Below are 16,421 nucleotides of genomic sequence, written 5' to 3'. Positions count from 1 at the left end.
AATGTGAAAAAAGCAGAGGTGATCCAAAAGGATCCTCTCTGCTTTTTTATTTTTAAAGATTCTATTGCCCCAGAGCTGTATTGGCATGTCTTTCCTTGACGCCATGCATGAAATAATAAAGAATGGTGGCGGCCAAAACCATGATTCCCATAATGAGATATAAGTTGCGGTAGCCAGTGGATGGAATAAGGAAACCAAGAAAATAGGGACCAAAACCAAGCCCTGCGTCAAGGAAGATGTAGTAGGTCGATGTCGCCAGTCCCATCCGGTGCGCAGGGGTTAATTTTACAGCGATGGCTTGTGTAATGGATTGCATGTTGCCAAATCCGAAGCCGATGAGAATAGCTGATAGCAAGAATGTGATACTATTGCTGCTGAAGCTTAATAGCAGCAGGCCTCCCCCAAAGAAGGCAAATGCCGGATACATAACAGAGTTGGCTCCTTTCACGTCCATAAGGCGCCCTGTGACAGGACGGGAGATGAAAATGGCTGCTGCATAGACGATGAAGAAGAAACTGGCAATGTCCACTAGATTGATATCGATGGCGTAGAAATTCAAAAACGAAAGGACGCTTGAGTATCCCAATGCCAGAATCATGGTCACAAGGGCAATTGGCACTGCTTTGGGTTCAATGAAGTTCGAAAGTTTCAAGCCTTTACTTTCCTGTGAAACGGCCTTTACCTCTGGTACTTTCATGAATAGTGCCAAGATAAGGCTGATAATTCCCAATCCAAGGCAAAAGCTGAAAATCGACTGGTAGCTGGTATGCTGGCTCATATAAAGGCCGATAAACGGCCCGATAGCCGTAGCCAGCGTTATACTCATACTGTAATAGCCAATCCCCTCTCCTTTGCGGGTCTGAGGGATGATTTGAGCTACAATCGTACCGGTCGCCGTACTGGCCACACCGAGTGCTATACCATGTATAAACCGGATGATCAGCAGGAGGGTGATCCCTGTGCTGATCAGATAAAAACCTGAAGTTAAAGTGAAAAAGGCAAGGCCGATGAACAGCATGAGCCTGTTTCCTGTCAAATTGATCATCCGTCCGATCACGAGCCTGCCAATCAACGTCCCGATAATGAAAATCCCGGTGGCGAGCCCTGCCTGACTTTCAGAAGCATCGAAAAGTTCCACTGCATAAACGGCAATCGTAACCAACAATAAATAAAAAACTAAGTATAAGAAAAAATTGACTGCTGAAACTACGATAAAATCCTTGGTCCATAGTTTGGCCTTTGTTGTCTGGTCCACATTATCTATCTCCCCATCTAAGAATATTTGTACGAATTTCACTCATTAAATCAATCATTTTTTGCTGTTCCTCTTCAGGTATCCCTTGTAATATGTCTTCTTCGAATCTATCAATGGTCCTCCTTACTTCTTTATATAGCAGGCGGCCGCTCTCTGTAAGATCTATCCGTTTTTCGCGTTTATCTTTTCCAGGTATGTGTTCAACATATCCCAACTCTTCCAAACCATTGATGGTCCTAGTGATAGTAGGTTTCTCAACTCCCTGGTACTTAGCAAGTTCAACCAATGTCGCAGAACCATAATTGGCTAAGTAATACAAGATAGTCCACTGAGCCCTGTGAAGCTGATGCTTGCTAAGTTGGATATTCAATTGGTTTTCAAATGGGCGATATAACATTAACAATTGATGAAAAAACTTTTGTGAAATCTTTATGGTGAGCACCTCCAAATATAGTGAACTAGGATAATAGTTATCAAAGGTAACTATTTGATTTTATCAGGTTACATAGGGTTTTTCCAGTATGGAATTCCTGCAATTGTAAGGTTAAAAGTACTAAAAAAATCTGTATACATTTATGTATACAAGTAAACAGAATGTTTTCTTTGTGTATTCTTTTATGTACACGTGTTTACGAACTTGTATACTTATTGATACGACGGCATGTATACAGTTTGTTAGGGATGTACACAAATTTGAATACATGTTTTCGTGTTTGAATACAACTAAGGCCTTATTGACGCTTTCCCCTGCCTGCTATATCCTTAAGTAAGAAGATGGAATTTTTGAAAAATGAAAGGATGATATTGATGACTGTATCCAGAATTGCAGCAATTGATGTAGGAAATGATTGCGTGAAGGCTTTGTTTGGGAAATTGGATCATGATTTGTACATACCGAATGTCATGGCAAGAGATACAGAAGACCGACCAGTCATTGGAATAGAAGAATTAAATGAAAAGGATCCACTTGATGGAATCCACATCAGGGTCCACTCCCCTGCTCTTAAAGAAAATAACATTATTTACAGAGTCGGAAATCTAGCGACAAAAACCGACAATGCAACCGAATTAGATCCAGGCAGCACTAAATCTGAGGAAGACCAAACCCTTGTCATGCTGTTTGCAGCCTTGGCTTTGGATGCAGTACGCGCGGAAGGTTCTGAATATTCAAATAGAAAAGGTGAGGTAATTGATGCTAATTACACACTTGGGACAGGCCTGCCGTTAAGGGAAGTAAAAGAAGGAAAAGATGTCGGCTACCGTGCACAGCTTTTGGGTTCAGTGCACCAGGTGGAATTCCTTGTAACCCCTAAGTATCAGGGCAAAAAAGTCAACATCAAATTCGATCAGGTAAAGGTATACCCGGAAGGATTTGCAGCTTATATCAATCTAGTTATGGACAATGACTTGAACATCATTAATAAGGATCTAATCGATAAGAGAATCCTTATCCAGGATATTGGCGGACTATCTACAGATATTGCTGTCATAAAAAATAGAAATGTAGATGATGATAAGGCTCAGGGCTTTAATATTGGGATTTCAGAGTATTTGGAAGCGATCCGTGAAGAAATCAGGACGAAACATGGAATTGAATTGGACAGCAGGCGTGATGTGGTAGACATCATTACTAGAAAGAATGACCGCAATCACATTATGGTGAAAGGAAGCCGGACAAGCGTCCACGACATTACAGACCGAATTCTTTTGGAACTTGCTAAGAAGCAATACCGCTTTCTTCGCAATGTTTGGCAGAAGAACTCCCAAACAGAGATCTGCTATTTTGTAGGCGGTGGTTCTGCTGTTCTGAAGGAATATATCAAGACATTAAATAACAACCTCGATGGATATAATATCGAATTCTTTGAAGATGAAAAAGAAAGTATCTGGATGATGGCAAATGCCTATTATAAGCTCATTTCTGACTTTGTTCAAAGCAATGAAAAAAAGAAGAAAGAAAGCGGCCCTAAAAAAGAAACGGTTAATAATTAAGGTGATCACATGAAAAAATCCGGAGTTACCAGGATTGAAAGAGGACAAGCCATCACTTTCCGGCTGCCGTCCGATACACCTGACCATATCATCAAGCAGCTGCAAACGATGAAAGAAAAAGAGAGAAGGAATTTCTCAAGTAAAATAGCAGAAATGGTTTTGGAAGGCGTGAATCATTCTCTTTCAAAAGAAAAAGAGATGATCACAATCCCCCTTCCAAGAACGCTGACGAAAGAACAGCGCAATTGGCTTCGCCATTCCCACTCTGAAGCCTTATTAGGCAGCATTGTTCATCATCTGTTAGTTGACCCTGTAAGGGCAGCATCCGTAATGGCCTCCCTTAACAGCAATGCTTTGGACATAGACGAGGCACTTTATTTACAAGAACAAGCTGCGGATGCGGCTCAAAAAGATGAGGATACAGAAGTTATGGAAGTTCATCCAGAAGAAGAGCCCGCCTTATATCCTATGAATGATGAATTAGAGGAAACCGAAGATGATCTCGCAAACTTCGATTGGGAAGTGATGAAGCAAGGGAGAGATTCTGAAGAGGAAGAAGCCCCTATGGAAGAAAATAAAGAATCACTGCTCGGAAGCTTCCTGGCTCACATGAATAAATAAGGGCCAGAATATCATAGAGACTGATACTTTTTTACAAATCTATCGAATCTTTTAAAACCCATACAAAAATAGTAAAGTGGCTGCGAATACATATAGCAGCCACTTTACTATTTTTGGGGATAACTAGTCAGGAGGGACTATGTTTTGTTTGATTTACCTATGGATATAGATCAATTCGCAAAGATCAAAGTCATTGGGGTTGGCGGCGGTGGAAATAATGCTGTAAACCGAATGATTGAGTCGGGGTTGGAAGGTGTAGAATTCATAGCTGTCAATACAGATGGACAAGCACTTAATCAATCAAAGGCGGGAATCACCGTTCAAATTGGAGCCGCCTTAACCCGGGGATTGGGAGCCGGCGCTAACCCGGAGGTAGGGAAAAGGGCCGTTGAAGAAAGCCGCAGAGAGATTGAAGACGTAATCAGTGGGGCTGATATGGTTTTTGTTACTGCAGGAATGGGAGGCGGGACAGGAACTGGAGCAGCACCTGAAATATCAAGGATAGCTAAACAAATGGGTGCGCTGACGGTCGGTGTTGTCACCCGTCCCTTCAGGTTTGAAGGGCGAAAAAGGTCCGTTAACGCAGAAGATGGAATCATCGCTATGAGGGAAGCCGTAGACACATTGATCATTATTCCGAATGACCGTTTGTTGGAAATTGTAGATAAAAAAACACCTATGATTGAAGCGTTCCATGAAGCAGACAACGTTCTCCGCCGGGGTGTACAGGGGATTTCAGACTTGATTGCCATTCCGGGATTAATCAACCTTGACTTTGCTGATGTTAAAACGGTCATGTCCCATAGGGGAACAGCGATCATGGGAATAGGCATCTCCAAAGGGGAGGGGCGTGCGGTGGATGCGGCATATAAGGCCGTGAACAGCCCGTTACTGGAAACCTCCATCAGCGGGGCGAGAGGTGTCATTATGAATATTACCGGGGGAACCAGTCTGAGCCTCTTTGAAGTTCAGGAGGCAGCCGATGTCATCTCTTCCAGCACACATGAAGATTTAAATATGATCTTTGGTTCCGTCATCAATGATAATCTTGATGAAGAGATCATCGTCACCGTTATTGCTACAGGATTTAATGAATAACAATAAGGTCTATATATGTTTTGGCCCAATTATAATTATTGGGCCATCTTCTTTTTGGACAGGCTGCTCTATATGACGATTTTTTCTCTTTCTCTGCCCTTTCATTCTTTTTACAAGTTGCTGAATTTAGTATATAATTATCAGATAATAGTATTTTTTTAAATTTAAAAAATTATTATAATAGAATAAGAAATAATTAATATGGATAGAGTATTGATGCGTGCCAAGGTGGCGCTTATGTTTATATGAGATCTAAGCAAGGGCGTCTTAATCATTTTTCAAATATAGGGGATGAGGAAGGTAATCATGAGCAGCGTACAGAAGAAAACAGACGTTATTTTAATCGGTGCCGGAGTCATGAGTGCAACATTAGGGTCATTACTGAAGGAAGTGGCTCCGGAATGGGATATTAAAGTGTTTGAGAAACTTGCAAGTGCAGGAGAAGAAAGCTCCAATGAATGGAATAATGCGGGGACAGGCCATGCCGCATTATGCGAGCTTAACTATACTTCCGAAAAAGCTGACGGATCGATAGATATCACAAAGGCAATTAAAATCAATGAACAGTTCCAAGTTTCAAGGCAGTTCTGGTCTCATCTTGTCAACAGCAATCTGATCCAGAATCCGCAGGACTTCATCATGCCGATCCCTCATATGAGCATGGTTCAGGGAGAAAGCAACGTCAATTTTTTAAAAAAGAGATTTAAAGCGCTTTCAGATAATCCTTTATTTGAAGGAATGGAGTTCTCTGACGATCCTGAGAAACTTAAGGAGTGGATTCCGTTAATCATGAACGGCCGTACATCGGATGAACCGATAGCGGCTACAAAAATCGACTCTGGAACAGATGTTAACTTTGGTGCATTGACTCGTATGCTGTTTGACCATTTGAGAAATCAAAATGTCGAGATCAACTACAAGCACAGTGTAGAAGACATCAAACGCACCAATGATGGTTCCTGGGAAGTGAAAGTGCATAACATTGAAAACAACCGAATGGAGTATCATACGGCTAAATTCATCTTCATCGGAGGCGGTGGCGGAAGCCTGCCGTTACTTCAAAAGACGGGCATCCCTGAGTCCAAGCGTATTGGCGGCTTCCCGGTAAGCGGACTGTTCCTGGTATGCAACAAGCCGGAAATTGCGGCCCTGCATCACGGAAAGGTGTACGGAAAAGCCAAGGTCGGGGCTCCGCCGATGTCTGTTCCCCATCTTGATACAAGATATATTGATAACAAGAAATCCTTGTTATTCGGGCCGTTTGCAGGCTTCTCGCCGAAGTTCTTAAAGACGGGTTCCAATATGGATTTGATCAGCTCTGTAAAGCCAAATAACGTCCTTACAATGCTGGCTGCCGGTGCAAAAGAAATGTCGTTAACAAAGTACTTGATTCAGCAAGTGATGCTGTCTCATGAACAGCGTATGGAAGAACTGCGTGAATTCATCCCGGATGCAAAGAGCGAAGATTGGGATATTGTTGTAGCAGGCCAGCGTGTGCAGGTCATCAAGGATACTGAAACAGGAAAAGGAACGCTTCAGTTCGGTACGGAAGTTGTGAGTGCCGCTGATGGCTCCATCGCTGCACTGCTGGGAGCATCTCCTGGTGCCTCTACGGCTGTTAATGTAATGCTGGAGTTATTCGAGAAATGTTTCCCTGACCAATTGAAAGAATGGGAACCTAAATTAAAAGAGATGATTCCTTCTTATGGTGTGTCGCTATCAGAGAATCCTGAGCTATTCCAAGAGATTCACGCTTCCACAGCGGAAACTCTTCGTCTGAATGAAAACAGAAAGTCTTTAGTAGAATCACTGGAAGAAGAGTCGATTAACGAAAAAGTCACTAGTTAATCTGCTAAATAAAGTAATAGAGCAAGCCCCGATCGAATAAATGGTCGGGGCTTTATCTTGATGTATAAAGCCAAAAAAAGCCGCTGCACGACCAAGAAGTCGCCAGCGGCTTTAAATATTGCTTATAAGGCTTAATTTCGAATCAGATAATCGAACGCACCCAAGGCTGCTGTTGCACCAGATCCCATAGAGATGATGATCTGCTTGTAAGCACTGTCGGTACAGTCTCCTGCAGCAAACACTCCAGGCATGCTTGTAGAACCGTGCTTATCAATAACAATCTCACCCATGCGATTGCGGTCCAGAGCATCGCCTAACCAGTCCGTATTAGGCACAAGACCGATCTGGACGAATACACCTTCTAAATTGATATGCTGTTCAGTTTCTGTATCACGCTCAACATATGTGAGACCATTTACCTTATCGGTACCTGTAATCTCTTTTGTTTGGGCGTTTTTGATAACCGTCACATTCGGAAGGCTGTACAGGCGGTCCTGCAGTACGGCGTCCGCTTTCAGGTCATCATTGTATTCAATAACCGTTACATGCTTAACAATCCCCGCAAGGTCAATAGCAGCTTCAACACCTGAGTTTCCGCCGCCGATAACTGCTACGTGTTTTCCTTCGAATAGAGGACCGTCACAGTGAGGGCAGTAAGCTACACCTTTATTTTTGAATTTGTCTTCACCTGGAACACCGACCTTGCGCCAGCGTGCACCAGTTGAAAGAATAAGAGACTTACTCTTTAGTACAGCACCACTTTCAAGCTCAAGCTCGATCATGTCATTCTTTTCAAGGCGGCTTGCGCGCTGAAGATTCATGACATCAATACCATAATCTTTGACATGCTCTTCAAGGCTTGATACAAGCTTTGGACCTTCTGTATGCTTGACACTGATGAAGTTCTCAATGCCAAGTGTATCCATAACCTGTCCACCGAAGCGCTCAGCGACAATTCCTGTACGGATACCTTTACGTGCTGCATAAATGGCAGCACTTGCACCCGCAGGGCCTCCGCCGACAACAAGGACGTCGTAAGGGTCTTTACCCGAAAGCTCAGATGCGTCAGGGCCTCCTCCAATTTTGCCGAGGATTTCCTCAAGTGACATGCGCCCGCTGCCGAACTCTTCTCCATTCAGGAATACAGTCGGTACAGCCATGATTTCTTTGCTTTCTACTTCATCCTTGAAAGCAGCTCCGTCGATCATGGTATGAGTGATGCCTTCATTGAAAATACTCATCAAGTTAAGGGCCTGCACTACATCGGGACAATTGTGGCAGCTTAAGCTGATATAAGATTCAAAGTGGTATTCACCTTTGATATTCTTAACTTGTTCAAGGACACTATCATCTACCTTAGGGGCTCTCCCGCTGACTTGCAGAAGGGCAAGGATCAAAGAAGTGAACTCATGTCCCAGAGGGATACCGGCAAAGGTTACACCGGTATCTTCTCCGATTCGGTTCACACTAAAGCTTGGAGTGCGCTCTAACTCAGCATGCTCCACTTTAATGTGAGATGACATGGTAGCCAGTTCATCCACCAGGATAAGCATGTCACGGGAAGTTTCATCCTCTCCCGCGCTTACTTTCAGCAGGATGTCGCCCTCCAATAATTCAAGGTATTGGGCTAGCTGTGCTTTAATATCTGCATCAAGTAACATTTAATCCAACTCCTTAGATTTTACCTACAAGGTCAAGGCTTGGCTTAAGTGTTTCAGAACCTTCTTTCCATTTTGCAGGGCAAACTTCGCCTGGGTTCTTTCTTACATATTGTGCAGCCTTCACCTTGCTTACTAGAACGTCTGCGTCACGGCCGATACCGCCAGCATTGACTTCAACTGTTTGGATAACGCCATCTGGATCGATGATGAACGTTCCGCGGTCAGCAAGACCATCTTCTTCGTTCAGTACTTCGAAATTGCGAGTGATACGTTGAGAAGGATCACCGATCATTGCATATTTGATTTTTCCGATTGTTTCTGAGCTGTCATGCCAGCCTTTATGTGTGAAATGTGTATCAGTAGAAACAGAATAAACTTCTACACCAAGTGATTTAAGTTCATCATAGTTATTCTGAAGATCTTCAAGCTCTGTAGGGCAAACGAATGTGAAATCTGCAGGATAGAAGCAGAATACGCTCCATTGACCTTTCAGGCTTTCTTCTGTTACTTCGATGAATTCTCCATCTTTGTATGCTTGTGCTTTGAATGGTTTTACTTCAGTACCGATAAGAGACATAGTAAATTTCCTCCTTGAAAATGTTTTTTATAATAATTCTAATCAAATATAAATTATTATATACACCTATCATTTTGTCAAGAATGAAACCTCGATCAATTCTTATTTTTTCTTCTTCAAGATATAGATTTAAAGCCTTCCACCCATATCTATCAGTATAAGTTGAGAAAGATTTTCATTCACAACTAAAATAACAGAAAACGGAATTTTTCTCAAAAGAGAAGCTCTCAAATGATAAAAAAAAGAGAGAAAGTTCAAAATAAAGAGAAACCGTTATGTAGACAAGCCTCTCACGGGGTTTCATGTTCATCAAGCTCTTCCTTCATCTGTTCTGCCTGATCCTCCACAGAGATTCTGTTGATTTGCTCGACCAAGAAATGATTCAGATAATCTTGTTCATGGCATGCGGGTTCCTTTTCTTTCCTCATATACAACTCCTTTATATATGACATAAAAGCAAAGTTATTTTTCCCTAGTGGTCCATGCAGTATTCAGGAAGTAAGAAGTCGGGGTGATAAAATTGTTAATCAGTCATTCTGCCCCCATTTTACATAGTTTAACAGCCGCTCTTATAAGGAATAGATACAATAGCTGAAGGAAAAGATAAGCGGAGATATAAAGGGTTGAATATATTTTCTCATTAGATATCAGTTCTTTTTTGACAATTTTAAAATTTATTTGCATGATATAAAAGTAAAGGGGAGTAGCTGTACAATAAAAGTCGTCATCACGAGGGTATCCTCCGGCTTTATTGGCAATTCACGTTGTTAGCCAGACCTTTACTGCAAATACTTTTTTTATTTAAGGAAGGAGAGGTATTTTGGAGTCGATCTGGCTGGAATATGGATGGGCATTATTAATTTTGATCGGTCTTGAGGGTTTGCTCTCTGCAGACAACGCACTTGTACTCGCGGTTATAGCCAAACACTTACCTGATGACCAAAAGAAAAAGGCAATCAACTACGGAATCCTGATGGCATTTGTCTTCAGGTTCGGGGCCCTTTTCGCTATTTCATTTATCGCAAACGTATGGCAGGTGCAGGCCATTGGTGCTGCATATTTAATTTACCTTGGAGGTAAACACTTAATCACTGCCAAGTTCGGGAAAGAAAATGAGAATATCGAAGAGGAAATAGAAGAAGAATCAAAAGGGAAAGGCTTTTGGCCTACAGTAGGAAAAATTGGGTTGGCCGACCTTGCCTTTGCCATTGATTCCATTCTTGCGGCTGTTGCCCTTGCCCTTGGCTTGCCTGCTTCAGGACTTGGTGATTTCGGCGGCATGGATGCCGGTAAGTTTATTGTGGTTGTCCTTGGAGGTATTGCGGGTCTGATCTTAATTAAGTATGCTGCCACTTGGTTCGTACAGCTGCTGTCAAAACGCCCGGCATTGGAAACGACAGCGTATGCGATCGTCGCATGGGTAGGTGTTAAGCTTGCTGTCATCACCCTTGCACATGAGGACATCGGTGTTCTTGATCACCATTTCCCACACAGTACAGGCTGGACGATTACCTTCTATGGTGTCTTGGTAGCCATCGCACTGCTTGGATGGTTTGCACCTGGGAAGAAGGCGTCTTCGCAGGAAGGGAACGAATAATAAGGAACGGACTCAGGTTGATTGAGTCCGTTTTTTTATTATTCATTTTCTGTGAGAGCGCCTGTCCAGGTTTCAAATATTGGACTTGTCAGCACTTTTCCAGTTCGTGTTTCCCCTTTTTTATATAGGATGGTAAAAGTAATGGAATTATGAGAGGAAAAACAATTCTTGGAGAGGGCATGGTAAATCTTTGGCCTCCAGGTTCCGGTGTTTAAATACAATCGAGGTATTTTTCCATTCATGTCCAGAGTATGCTGGATGGGATTATGAGTATGGCCGTATAGAATATGGGAGATCTTTTCTGACTGCTCGAGGTCCTTTTGGGCGCCTGATAAATATTGATCAAAAGACCAGAGGCCTTTAAGATTCTTTAGTTTATCATATAGATTTAGAGGAACTCTTAGTGCAGCGATATTGAAGGATGTAAGAAGTATTCCAAGCCATTTGATTTTATGGCCGTCATCAAAAGGATTCCAGAAGGTTGAGTGCTTTTCTATCCACTCTTGAACAAAAGGAATTTCTAAGAAGTCTTTTCCGGACTGTTGAAATGAATGATTGAAGACTTGCTGGACTTCATCGTCATACTGGTGAACATGATGAGATAACCAAGGAACGATTGCTGACATAGGGCGTACATCAAATAAATGGCGGAAATTATCCGTAATTTGCTGCTTGTCTTTTTTTGAAATAGTAAGGTGCTGGATGTTCTTTTCCACCTCTAAAGGCAGCTTCGTTGCAATTTCTGCTGCAATTACATCCCCGATCGGTACTGATTTATAATCTCCTTCAAAGTTAAAGGAATCCCACTCGTGTCCATGGCGGGCCAATACTCCATATGAAGCATTATCATAAACTTGGGGGAATTCCTTAGTAGGGTCCTTTTCGGAGAGTTCCAAAGCCTTGATTACTTTTTTTCTGAGGGAAGGATAGATGTTGCAAAGCCTGTCATGGTTACCGGGAATATAAAGGGTGGCCGGCCTGGCAGGAAACCCAAGTTCTTCCCACTCACTTCCTGAAAGAATGGCCAGGACCTCTTTATTTTCAGTAATGATATCGCCCAAGATCTTATTGGCTATCTGTTCCGTCTTTTTAGAAGTACATCCCCATGGACGGTCGTCCAAGTCAATTGATTCTATGATTTCTCCCTCTCTTCTCCTTACAAACCATTGTTCTGACCGGACCAATTCAAATATGTCTCCTAAAAGGACTAAATAGATTTCTTTTTCTTCTTCCCTTAAACCTTCTGTAGCCTGTCTTGCCTGTAATGCCAATTCCTTAAATATTTCCCTGAATGTTTCAGGTTCAAGTCTATGTCTTCCGGCTGTCCCATCCATAAGATGCAAATCACTTATAAAAAATAACAATAGACTCTTCCTCCTAACTAGATTGATATAAAGCTATTATCATACTATTCAGAGGAAGAGATTTTGAAATAAGTAAAACCCCAGATTAATAGAAAATGATTGAATGTTTCACGTGGAACATAACATTGAAAAAACAAATAGACTTCATGTCATTAAATGGATATAATTAGAGCAAAATAATCTGAAAAAGGCAAACTTCTCCGAAAGGGAAGGACGCAAAGCTTTGAGCCTAACCGCTTGCATGAGCGTATGGTTGTCGGGTTGCCAGGTACATCTTCTGTGTGCCTTGGCCTGCAGAAGGAGGATCTTTAATTGAAGAAGTCAGTTTTGGCATTGCTGCTTTTTATTACTGCTCTGCTGGGAGGAGCGAACATTAACGTGGATGCTTCCATTACTCAAGACCGGGCGACATGGCTGTGGAACCCTTGGATGATTGTAAATGATGAGGCGGGTACTCTCTCATTTTTGGAAAGCAAGCAATTAAACAAGGTATATGTGCAAATCGACCGGGATATCCCTATCGGTGTTTATCAACGTTTCATTGAAAAAGCGTCAGAAAAAGGAATGCAGATATATGCTTTGGATGGAGCTCCTGATTGGGTGGCTCCAAAAGGATACGTCCATCAGGATCAATTGATGATGTGGCTTGAACTCTATCAAAGGAGTTCATCCATTCAACAAAGATTTTCGGGCGTGCATCTCGATGTAGAGCCTTACTTGTACAGCGGCTGGGGTACGAAAAAAGGGGCAACCGTGAAATCCTATCAAGCACTGTTACTCAGGGCAAAGAAAAGTACCGACCAATTGAATCTTCCGCTTGAAGCTGATATGCCCTTCTGGTTTGATGAAATCTCCTACAGTAACATCTATGGGAAAGGGCTGCTGGCAGAGTGGGTAATCAAAACCACAGATGGAGTCACCATAATGGCTTACAGGGACAGTGCAGCTTTGATTACAGAGTTTGTTAAAAAAGAAGTGAACTGGGCTGGAACCTATGCCAAGTCAGTGGTCATAGGAGTAGAGACTGGACAAACTAGTGAAGGAGATACCATTTCCTTTTTTGAAGAAGGCGAAAATTATATGAACCAGCAGCTTGACGAGGTGAAAAACCACTATGAAGGTATTGCTGGGTTCGGCGGTACAGCCGTACATCATGTCGGAAGCTGGATGACGATAAAACCATAAATATTTTTGAAGGACCGGTTAATAAATGACCGGTCTTTTTTGCTGCCAGTTACAGTGAATTGTTTTGAAAATGTAAAAGTTCTAGAAATACAGCCACAATCATATGATTTTGTGATGTAACTAAATAGGTCTATAATTAATATTAAGTAACATTATGGAGGAACTATATGGAGTTTGTAGAGCCAATTAAAGATATTAGGGATATTTATGAAATGAAACAGTCTCTGTATCAACATTCAAAGAGAGACTACCTGTTTTTTGTGTTTGGCATTAACACAGGACTTCGTATCAGTGACCTGCTCCGGCTTAGAGTGAAGGATATACGGGTAGATGGTGCTGTCAAAGAATTCTACCGGCCATCCAACATGAATCATAGTTTTTACTTAAACAAGATGGTCAGATATGCGGCAGCCGACTATCTAGCGCATTGTCAGTTGTCTGAAGCTGACTACTTGTTCAAATCAAAGAAAAATGACCAGCCGATTACACGCCAGCAGGCATACCGGATCATTAACAAAGCTGCCCAGGAAGCGGGCATAAAAGGAAAGATTGGTACACATACCCTCAGGAAAACGTTCGGATACCATGCTTACAAAAAAGGTATCGCCTTATCCATTCTTCAGAAAATCTTCAACCACTCCACATCGTCAGAAACATTGAACTACATAGGAATTGATAAACATTCAGAGGGGCTTATTAAAGTTGACGTTAATTTGTAAATGAAAGATGGGTGAGAATTTGGATTACAATGGATAATCTCATGATCAGTTCAGAATATTTTATACTGCTGACAGCATTGCTATTAATCATCGGGGTGCTGACGACTAAGTTTTCAACACGCCTTGGCGTGCCTGCTCTTGTTCTATTCATCCTGGTCGGAATGATTACAGGAAGTGACGGGTTGGGCTTTATCTATTTCGACAATGCAAAATTGACACAGCTTATCGGTGTCCTGGCATTAGTGGTCATTCTCTTTGAAGGGGGACTGCAAACCAAGATATCCACTGTCAGGTCTGTGGCAAAGCCGGCCCTATCACTTGCAACTGCTGGTGTTCTCATCACAACTGGTGTTGTCGCTGTGGCAGCAAAATATATATTAGGGTTCTCCTGGCTCGAAGCCTTCCTCTTTGGCTCGATCGTAGGGTCCACTGATGCAGCTGCCGTTTTTGCAGTATTAAAGGGCCAGAATGTAAAGGGGAAATTAGGTTCCATCTTGGAAGTCGAATCAGGGACCAATGATCCGATGGCAGTCTTTTTAACGATTACCTTCATTGAATTATTGACTGTCGATGAACCGCTCTACTTCCTTTTAGCCGGTTCATTCTTCTGGCAAATGGGCATTGGTCTCCTCCTGGGCATAGTGTTCGGAAAATTGGGTTCTTTAAGCATTAATAAGATTAACCTGGACTCCAGTGGCTTATACCCTGTATTTACCATGGCCTTTGCTTTATTAGCATACAGTATAACGGACCTCGTCAACGCAAGCGGTTTGCTGGCAGTGTACGTAGCTGCCATGCTGATCGGCAACACAGAGCTGACTTACAGGCAGTCCATCTTTAGATTCAATGAAGGATTTGCGTGGATGATGCAGATTCTGATGTTTGTCATTCTCGGATTACTGGTTTTTCCAACTCAGCTCTTCACTTTGGAGGTTGTAGGAAGAGGCCTGCTGCTGTCTGCTATTTTGATATTTGCAGCAAGACCGATAGCCGTTTTCATTTCCATGTTAAAAATGGATTATCAACTCAACGAAAAGATCTTTCTTTCATGGGCGGGTTTAAGAGGGGCGGTTCCGATTGTTTTGGCCACCTTCCCCTTAATAGCAGGCCTTGAAAATTCCCAAATGATTTTCAATGTGGTTTTCTTTGTCGTATTGACTTCTGCTTTGATCCAGGGATCGACCATATCGAGGTTTGCTGAAAAACTCGGATTGACAGGCCCTGTAAAAGTAGAACCGGTGCATACCCTTGAGTTGGTATCGATAGGAAAAGCGAATGCCGAGGTGATAGAAGTCGAGGCAAACGAAGAAACCCCTATATTAGGGAAAAGCCTTGCTGACATAGAGTTCCCCAAGGATGTTTTAATCAACGCCATAATACGCGGCACGGAACTGGTTACCCCGTACGGTGAAACAATCATTGAAAAGGGAGATATTCTTTATATACTCGTATCCAGAAAAAGCAAAAGCCAATTGAAAATAATGTTAAATATACAAGATTAACATTGGGGGAGTAGAAATTGAATGAAGAAAACATAAAACAGCAAATACAAAAGGAACTGCAGCATCAGAAGCTAAGCACTAAGAAGGTTATTAAAAGGACCTTTTTTATTCTGATAGGAGCCATTCTGATGGCCATGGGGATTGAAGTGTTCCTGGTTCCCAACATGATCATGGACGGCGGAATTGTCGGGATTTCAATTATTTTATATAATCTCACTGGAATTAAGCTGGGTTTATTCATCTTCCTTTTGAACATTCCGTTCTTCTTCGTAGGATATAAACAGATAGGAAAGACATTTGCATTTTCAACTGTCTTCGGCATTGCCATTCTGTCTGTTGCGACCAATTACCTTCATACTGTCGCCGCATTCACGCAGGATGTACTGCTTGCCACCGTGTTCGGAGGCATTGTGCTGGGCGCTGGTGTGGGGCTTGTCATCCGCTATGGCGGAGCTTTGGACGGAAGCGAAATCCTGGCTATCCTTCTAAATAAGAAATTTCCTTTCTCAGTTGGCGAGTTCATTATGCTGTTCAATGTTTTCATTTTTGCCTGGGGCGGGTTTGTTCTTGGCTGGGACAGGGCTATGTATTCGGTCCTTGCCTATGTCATAGCCTTTAAAACGATAGATATTGTCATCGACGGATTTGATGAATCGAAGTCTGCCTGGATCATCAGTGATAAAGATCAGGAAATCGGCGATGCCATCCTTGCCCGTCTGGGGCGGGGTGTCACCTATCTTAAAGGAGAGGGCGGTTACTCCGGGGATGATAAAAAGGTCATTTTCTGCATCGTGACCAGACTTGAAGAAGCAAAATTAAAGTCGATCGTCGAAGAGCTGGACCCGACAGCTTTCCTCGCCGTTGCAGATATTAATGAAGTGCGCGGAGGAAGGTTTAAGAAGCGGGATATTCACTAAAAAACGAATCATCCTCTATTTACATCCAAAGAGTAAAAAATAAAAGGCGATTCAGCTGTTTCATTGAGTAAACAGCAGGATCGCC

14 protein-coding genes, 1 pseudogene and 1 riboswitch are annotated in these 16,421 nt (G+C 42.4%); of the genes and pseudogenes, 9 read left to right on the top strand and 6 right to left on the bottom strand.

The window, feature by feature from the left end; genetic code table 11:
* Positions 1-61 precede the first annotated feature (61 nt).
* Both ACOJQI_RS22610 and ACOJQI_RS22605 read right to left on the bottom strand, forming a co-directional pair.
* Positions 62-1,255, bottom strand: a complete 1,194-nt coding sequence (locus tag ACOJQI_RS22610; protein ID WP_421382386.1) for an MFS transporter — start codon at positions 1,253-1,255, stop codon at positions 62-64.
* A gap of 1 nt (position 1,256) precedes the next feature.
* Complete coding sequence (locus ACOJQI_RS22605; RefSeq protein WP_421385540.1) at positions 1,257-1,652, bottom strand: MarR family winged helix-turn-helix transcriptional regulator; 396 nt, start codon at positions 1,650-1,652, stop codon at positions 1,257-1,259.
* Between the two features lie 410 nt (positions 1,653-2,062).
* On the opposite strand from ACOJQI_RS22605, the gene ACOJQI_RS22600 reads away from it, so the two are divergent.
* The 4 genes and pseudogenes from ACOJQI_RS22600 to ACOJQI_RS22585 all read left to right on the top strand — a co-directional run bounded on the left by ACOJQI_RS22600 (position 2,063) and on the right by ACOJQI_RS22585 (position 6,814).
* The gene (locus ACOJQI_RS22600; protein WP_421382384.1) at positions 2,063-3,247 is read left to right on the top strand and encodes a hypothetical protein; all 1,185 of its coding nucleotides are present in this window, start codon (positions 2,063-2,065) and stop codon (positions 3,245-3,247) included.
* A gap of 9 nt (positions 3,248-3,256) precedes the next feature.
* A complete protein-coding gene (locus tag ACOJQI_RS22595) occupies positions 3,257-3,868 on the top strand; it encodes a hypothetical protein (protein ID WP_421382382.1) in 612 nt (203 codons plus the stop codon).
* Between the two features lie 159 nt (positions 3,869-4,027).
* Positions 4,028-4,963, top strand: a pseudogene (gene ftsZ / locus ACOJQI_RS22590) (cell division protein FtsZ); the annotation flags it as partial.
* A 309-nt stretch (positions 4,964-5,272) separates the two neighbouring features.
* Positions 5,273-6,814: a malate:quinone oxidoreductase gene (locus tag ACOJQI_RS22585; RefSeq protein ID WP_421382380.1), complete on the top strand. Its 1,542-nt coding sequence runs from the start codon at positions 5,273-5,275 to the stop codon at positions 6,812-6,814.
* Between the two features lie 131 nt (positions 6,815-6,945).
* Here the strand turns inward: ACOJQI_RS22585 and ahpF are convergent, their stop codons facing one another.
* From ahpF to ACOJQI_RS22570, 3 genes are all read right to left on the bottom strand, one after another.
* On the bottom strand, positions 6,946-8,475 hold the full coding sequence (gene ahpF / locus ACOJQI_RS22580; protein WP_421382378.1) for an alkyl hydroperoxide reductase subunit F: 1,530 nt from the start codon (positions 8,473-8,475) through the stop codon (positions 6,946-6,948).
* Between the two features lie 13 nt (positions 8,476-8,488).
* Positions 8,489-9,052, bottom strand: coding sequence for an alkyl hydroperoxide reductase subunit C (ahpC, locus tag ACOJQI_RS22575; RefSeq protein WP_421382376.1), 564 nt, complete (start codon positions 9,050-9,052; stop codon positions 8,489-8,491).
* 290 nt (positions 9,053-9,342) lie between these two features.
* Positions 9,343-9,480: a hypothetical protein gene (locus tag ACOJQI_RS22570; RefSeq protein ID WP_421382374.1), complete on the bottom strand. Its 138-nt coding sequence runs from the start codon at positions 9,478-9,480 to the stop codon at positions 9,343-9,345.
* Between the two features lie 392 nt (positions 9,481-9,872).
* On the opposite strand from ACOJQI_RS22570, the gene ACOJQI_RS22565 reads away from it, so the two are divergent.
* Positions 9,873-10,649, top strand: coding sequence for a TerC family protein (locus ACOJQI_RS22565; RefSeq protein WP_421382372.1), 777 nt, complete (start codon positions 9,873-9,875; stop codon positions 10,647-10,649).
* Between the two features lie 38 nt (positions 10,650-10,687).
* Here ACOJQI_RS22565 and ACOJQI_RS22560 read toward each other — a convergent pair whose 3' ends face one another.
* Positions 10,688-12,013, bottom strand: coding sequence for a hypothetical protein (locus ACOJQI_RS22560; protein ID WP_421382369.1), 1,326 nt, complete (start codon positions 12,011-12,013; stop codon positions 10,688-10,690).
* Between the two features lie 179 nt (positions 12,014-12,192).
* A riboswitch (cyclic di-GMP riboswitch) is annotated at positions 12,193-12,282 on the top strand.
* A 43-nt stretch (positions 12,283-12,325) separates the two neighbouring features.
* Between ACOJQI_RS22560 and ACOJQI_RS22555 the strand changes: the two genes are divergently transcribed.
* The 4 genes from ACOJQI_RS22555 (at position 12,326) to ACOJQI_RS22540 (ending at position 16,336) form a co-directional block, all read left to right on the top strand.
* The gene (locus tag ACOJQI_RS22555; RefSeq protein WP_421382367.1) at positions 12,326-13,198 is read left to right on the top strand and encodes an amidase; all 873 of its coding nucleotides are present in this window, start codon (positions 12,326-12,328) and stop codon (positions 13,196-13,198) included.
* A gap of 167 nt (positions 13,199-13,365) precedes the next feature.
* Positions 13,366-13,917 (top strand): tyrosine-type recombinase/integrase, encoded by a 552-nt coding sequence (locus tag ACOJQI_RS22550; protein ID WP_421382365.1) that lies wholly within the window; start codon positions 13,366-13,368, stop codon positions 13,915-13,917.
* Positions 13,918-13,946: 29 nt separating this feature from the next.
* Positions 13,947-15,419, top strand: coding sequence for a potassium/proton antiporter (locus tag ACOJQI_RS22545; protein WP_421385539.1), 1,473 nt, complete (start codon positions 13,947-13,949; stop codon positions 15,417-15,419).
* Between the two features lie 44 nt (positions 15,420-15,463).
* On the top strand, positions 15,464-16,336 hold the full coding sequence (locus ACOJQI_RS22540; RefSeq protein WP_421385538.1) for a YitT family protein: 873 nt from the start codon (positions 15,464-15,466) through the stop codon (positions 16,334-16,336).
* The last annotated feature ends 85 nt before the right edge of the window (positions 16,337-16,421 follow it).

The organism is Bacillus salacetis, assembly GCF_049177075.1.
Taxonomy (GTDB): domain Bacteria; phylum Bacillota; class Bacilli; order Bacillales; family Bacillaceae_B; genus Rossellomorea; species Rossellomorea salacetis_A.
Note: the sequence above shows the minus strand (reverse complement) of the source record. Positions and strands in the feature narration are given on the sequence as shown.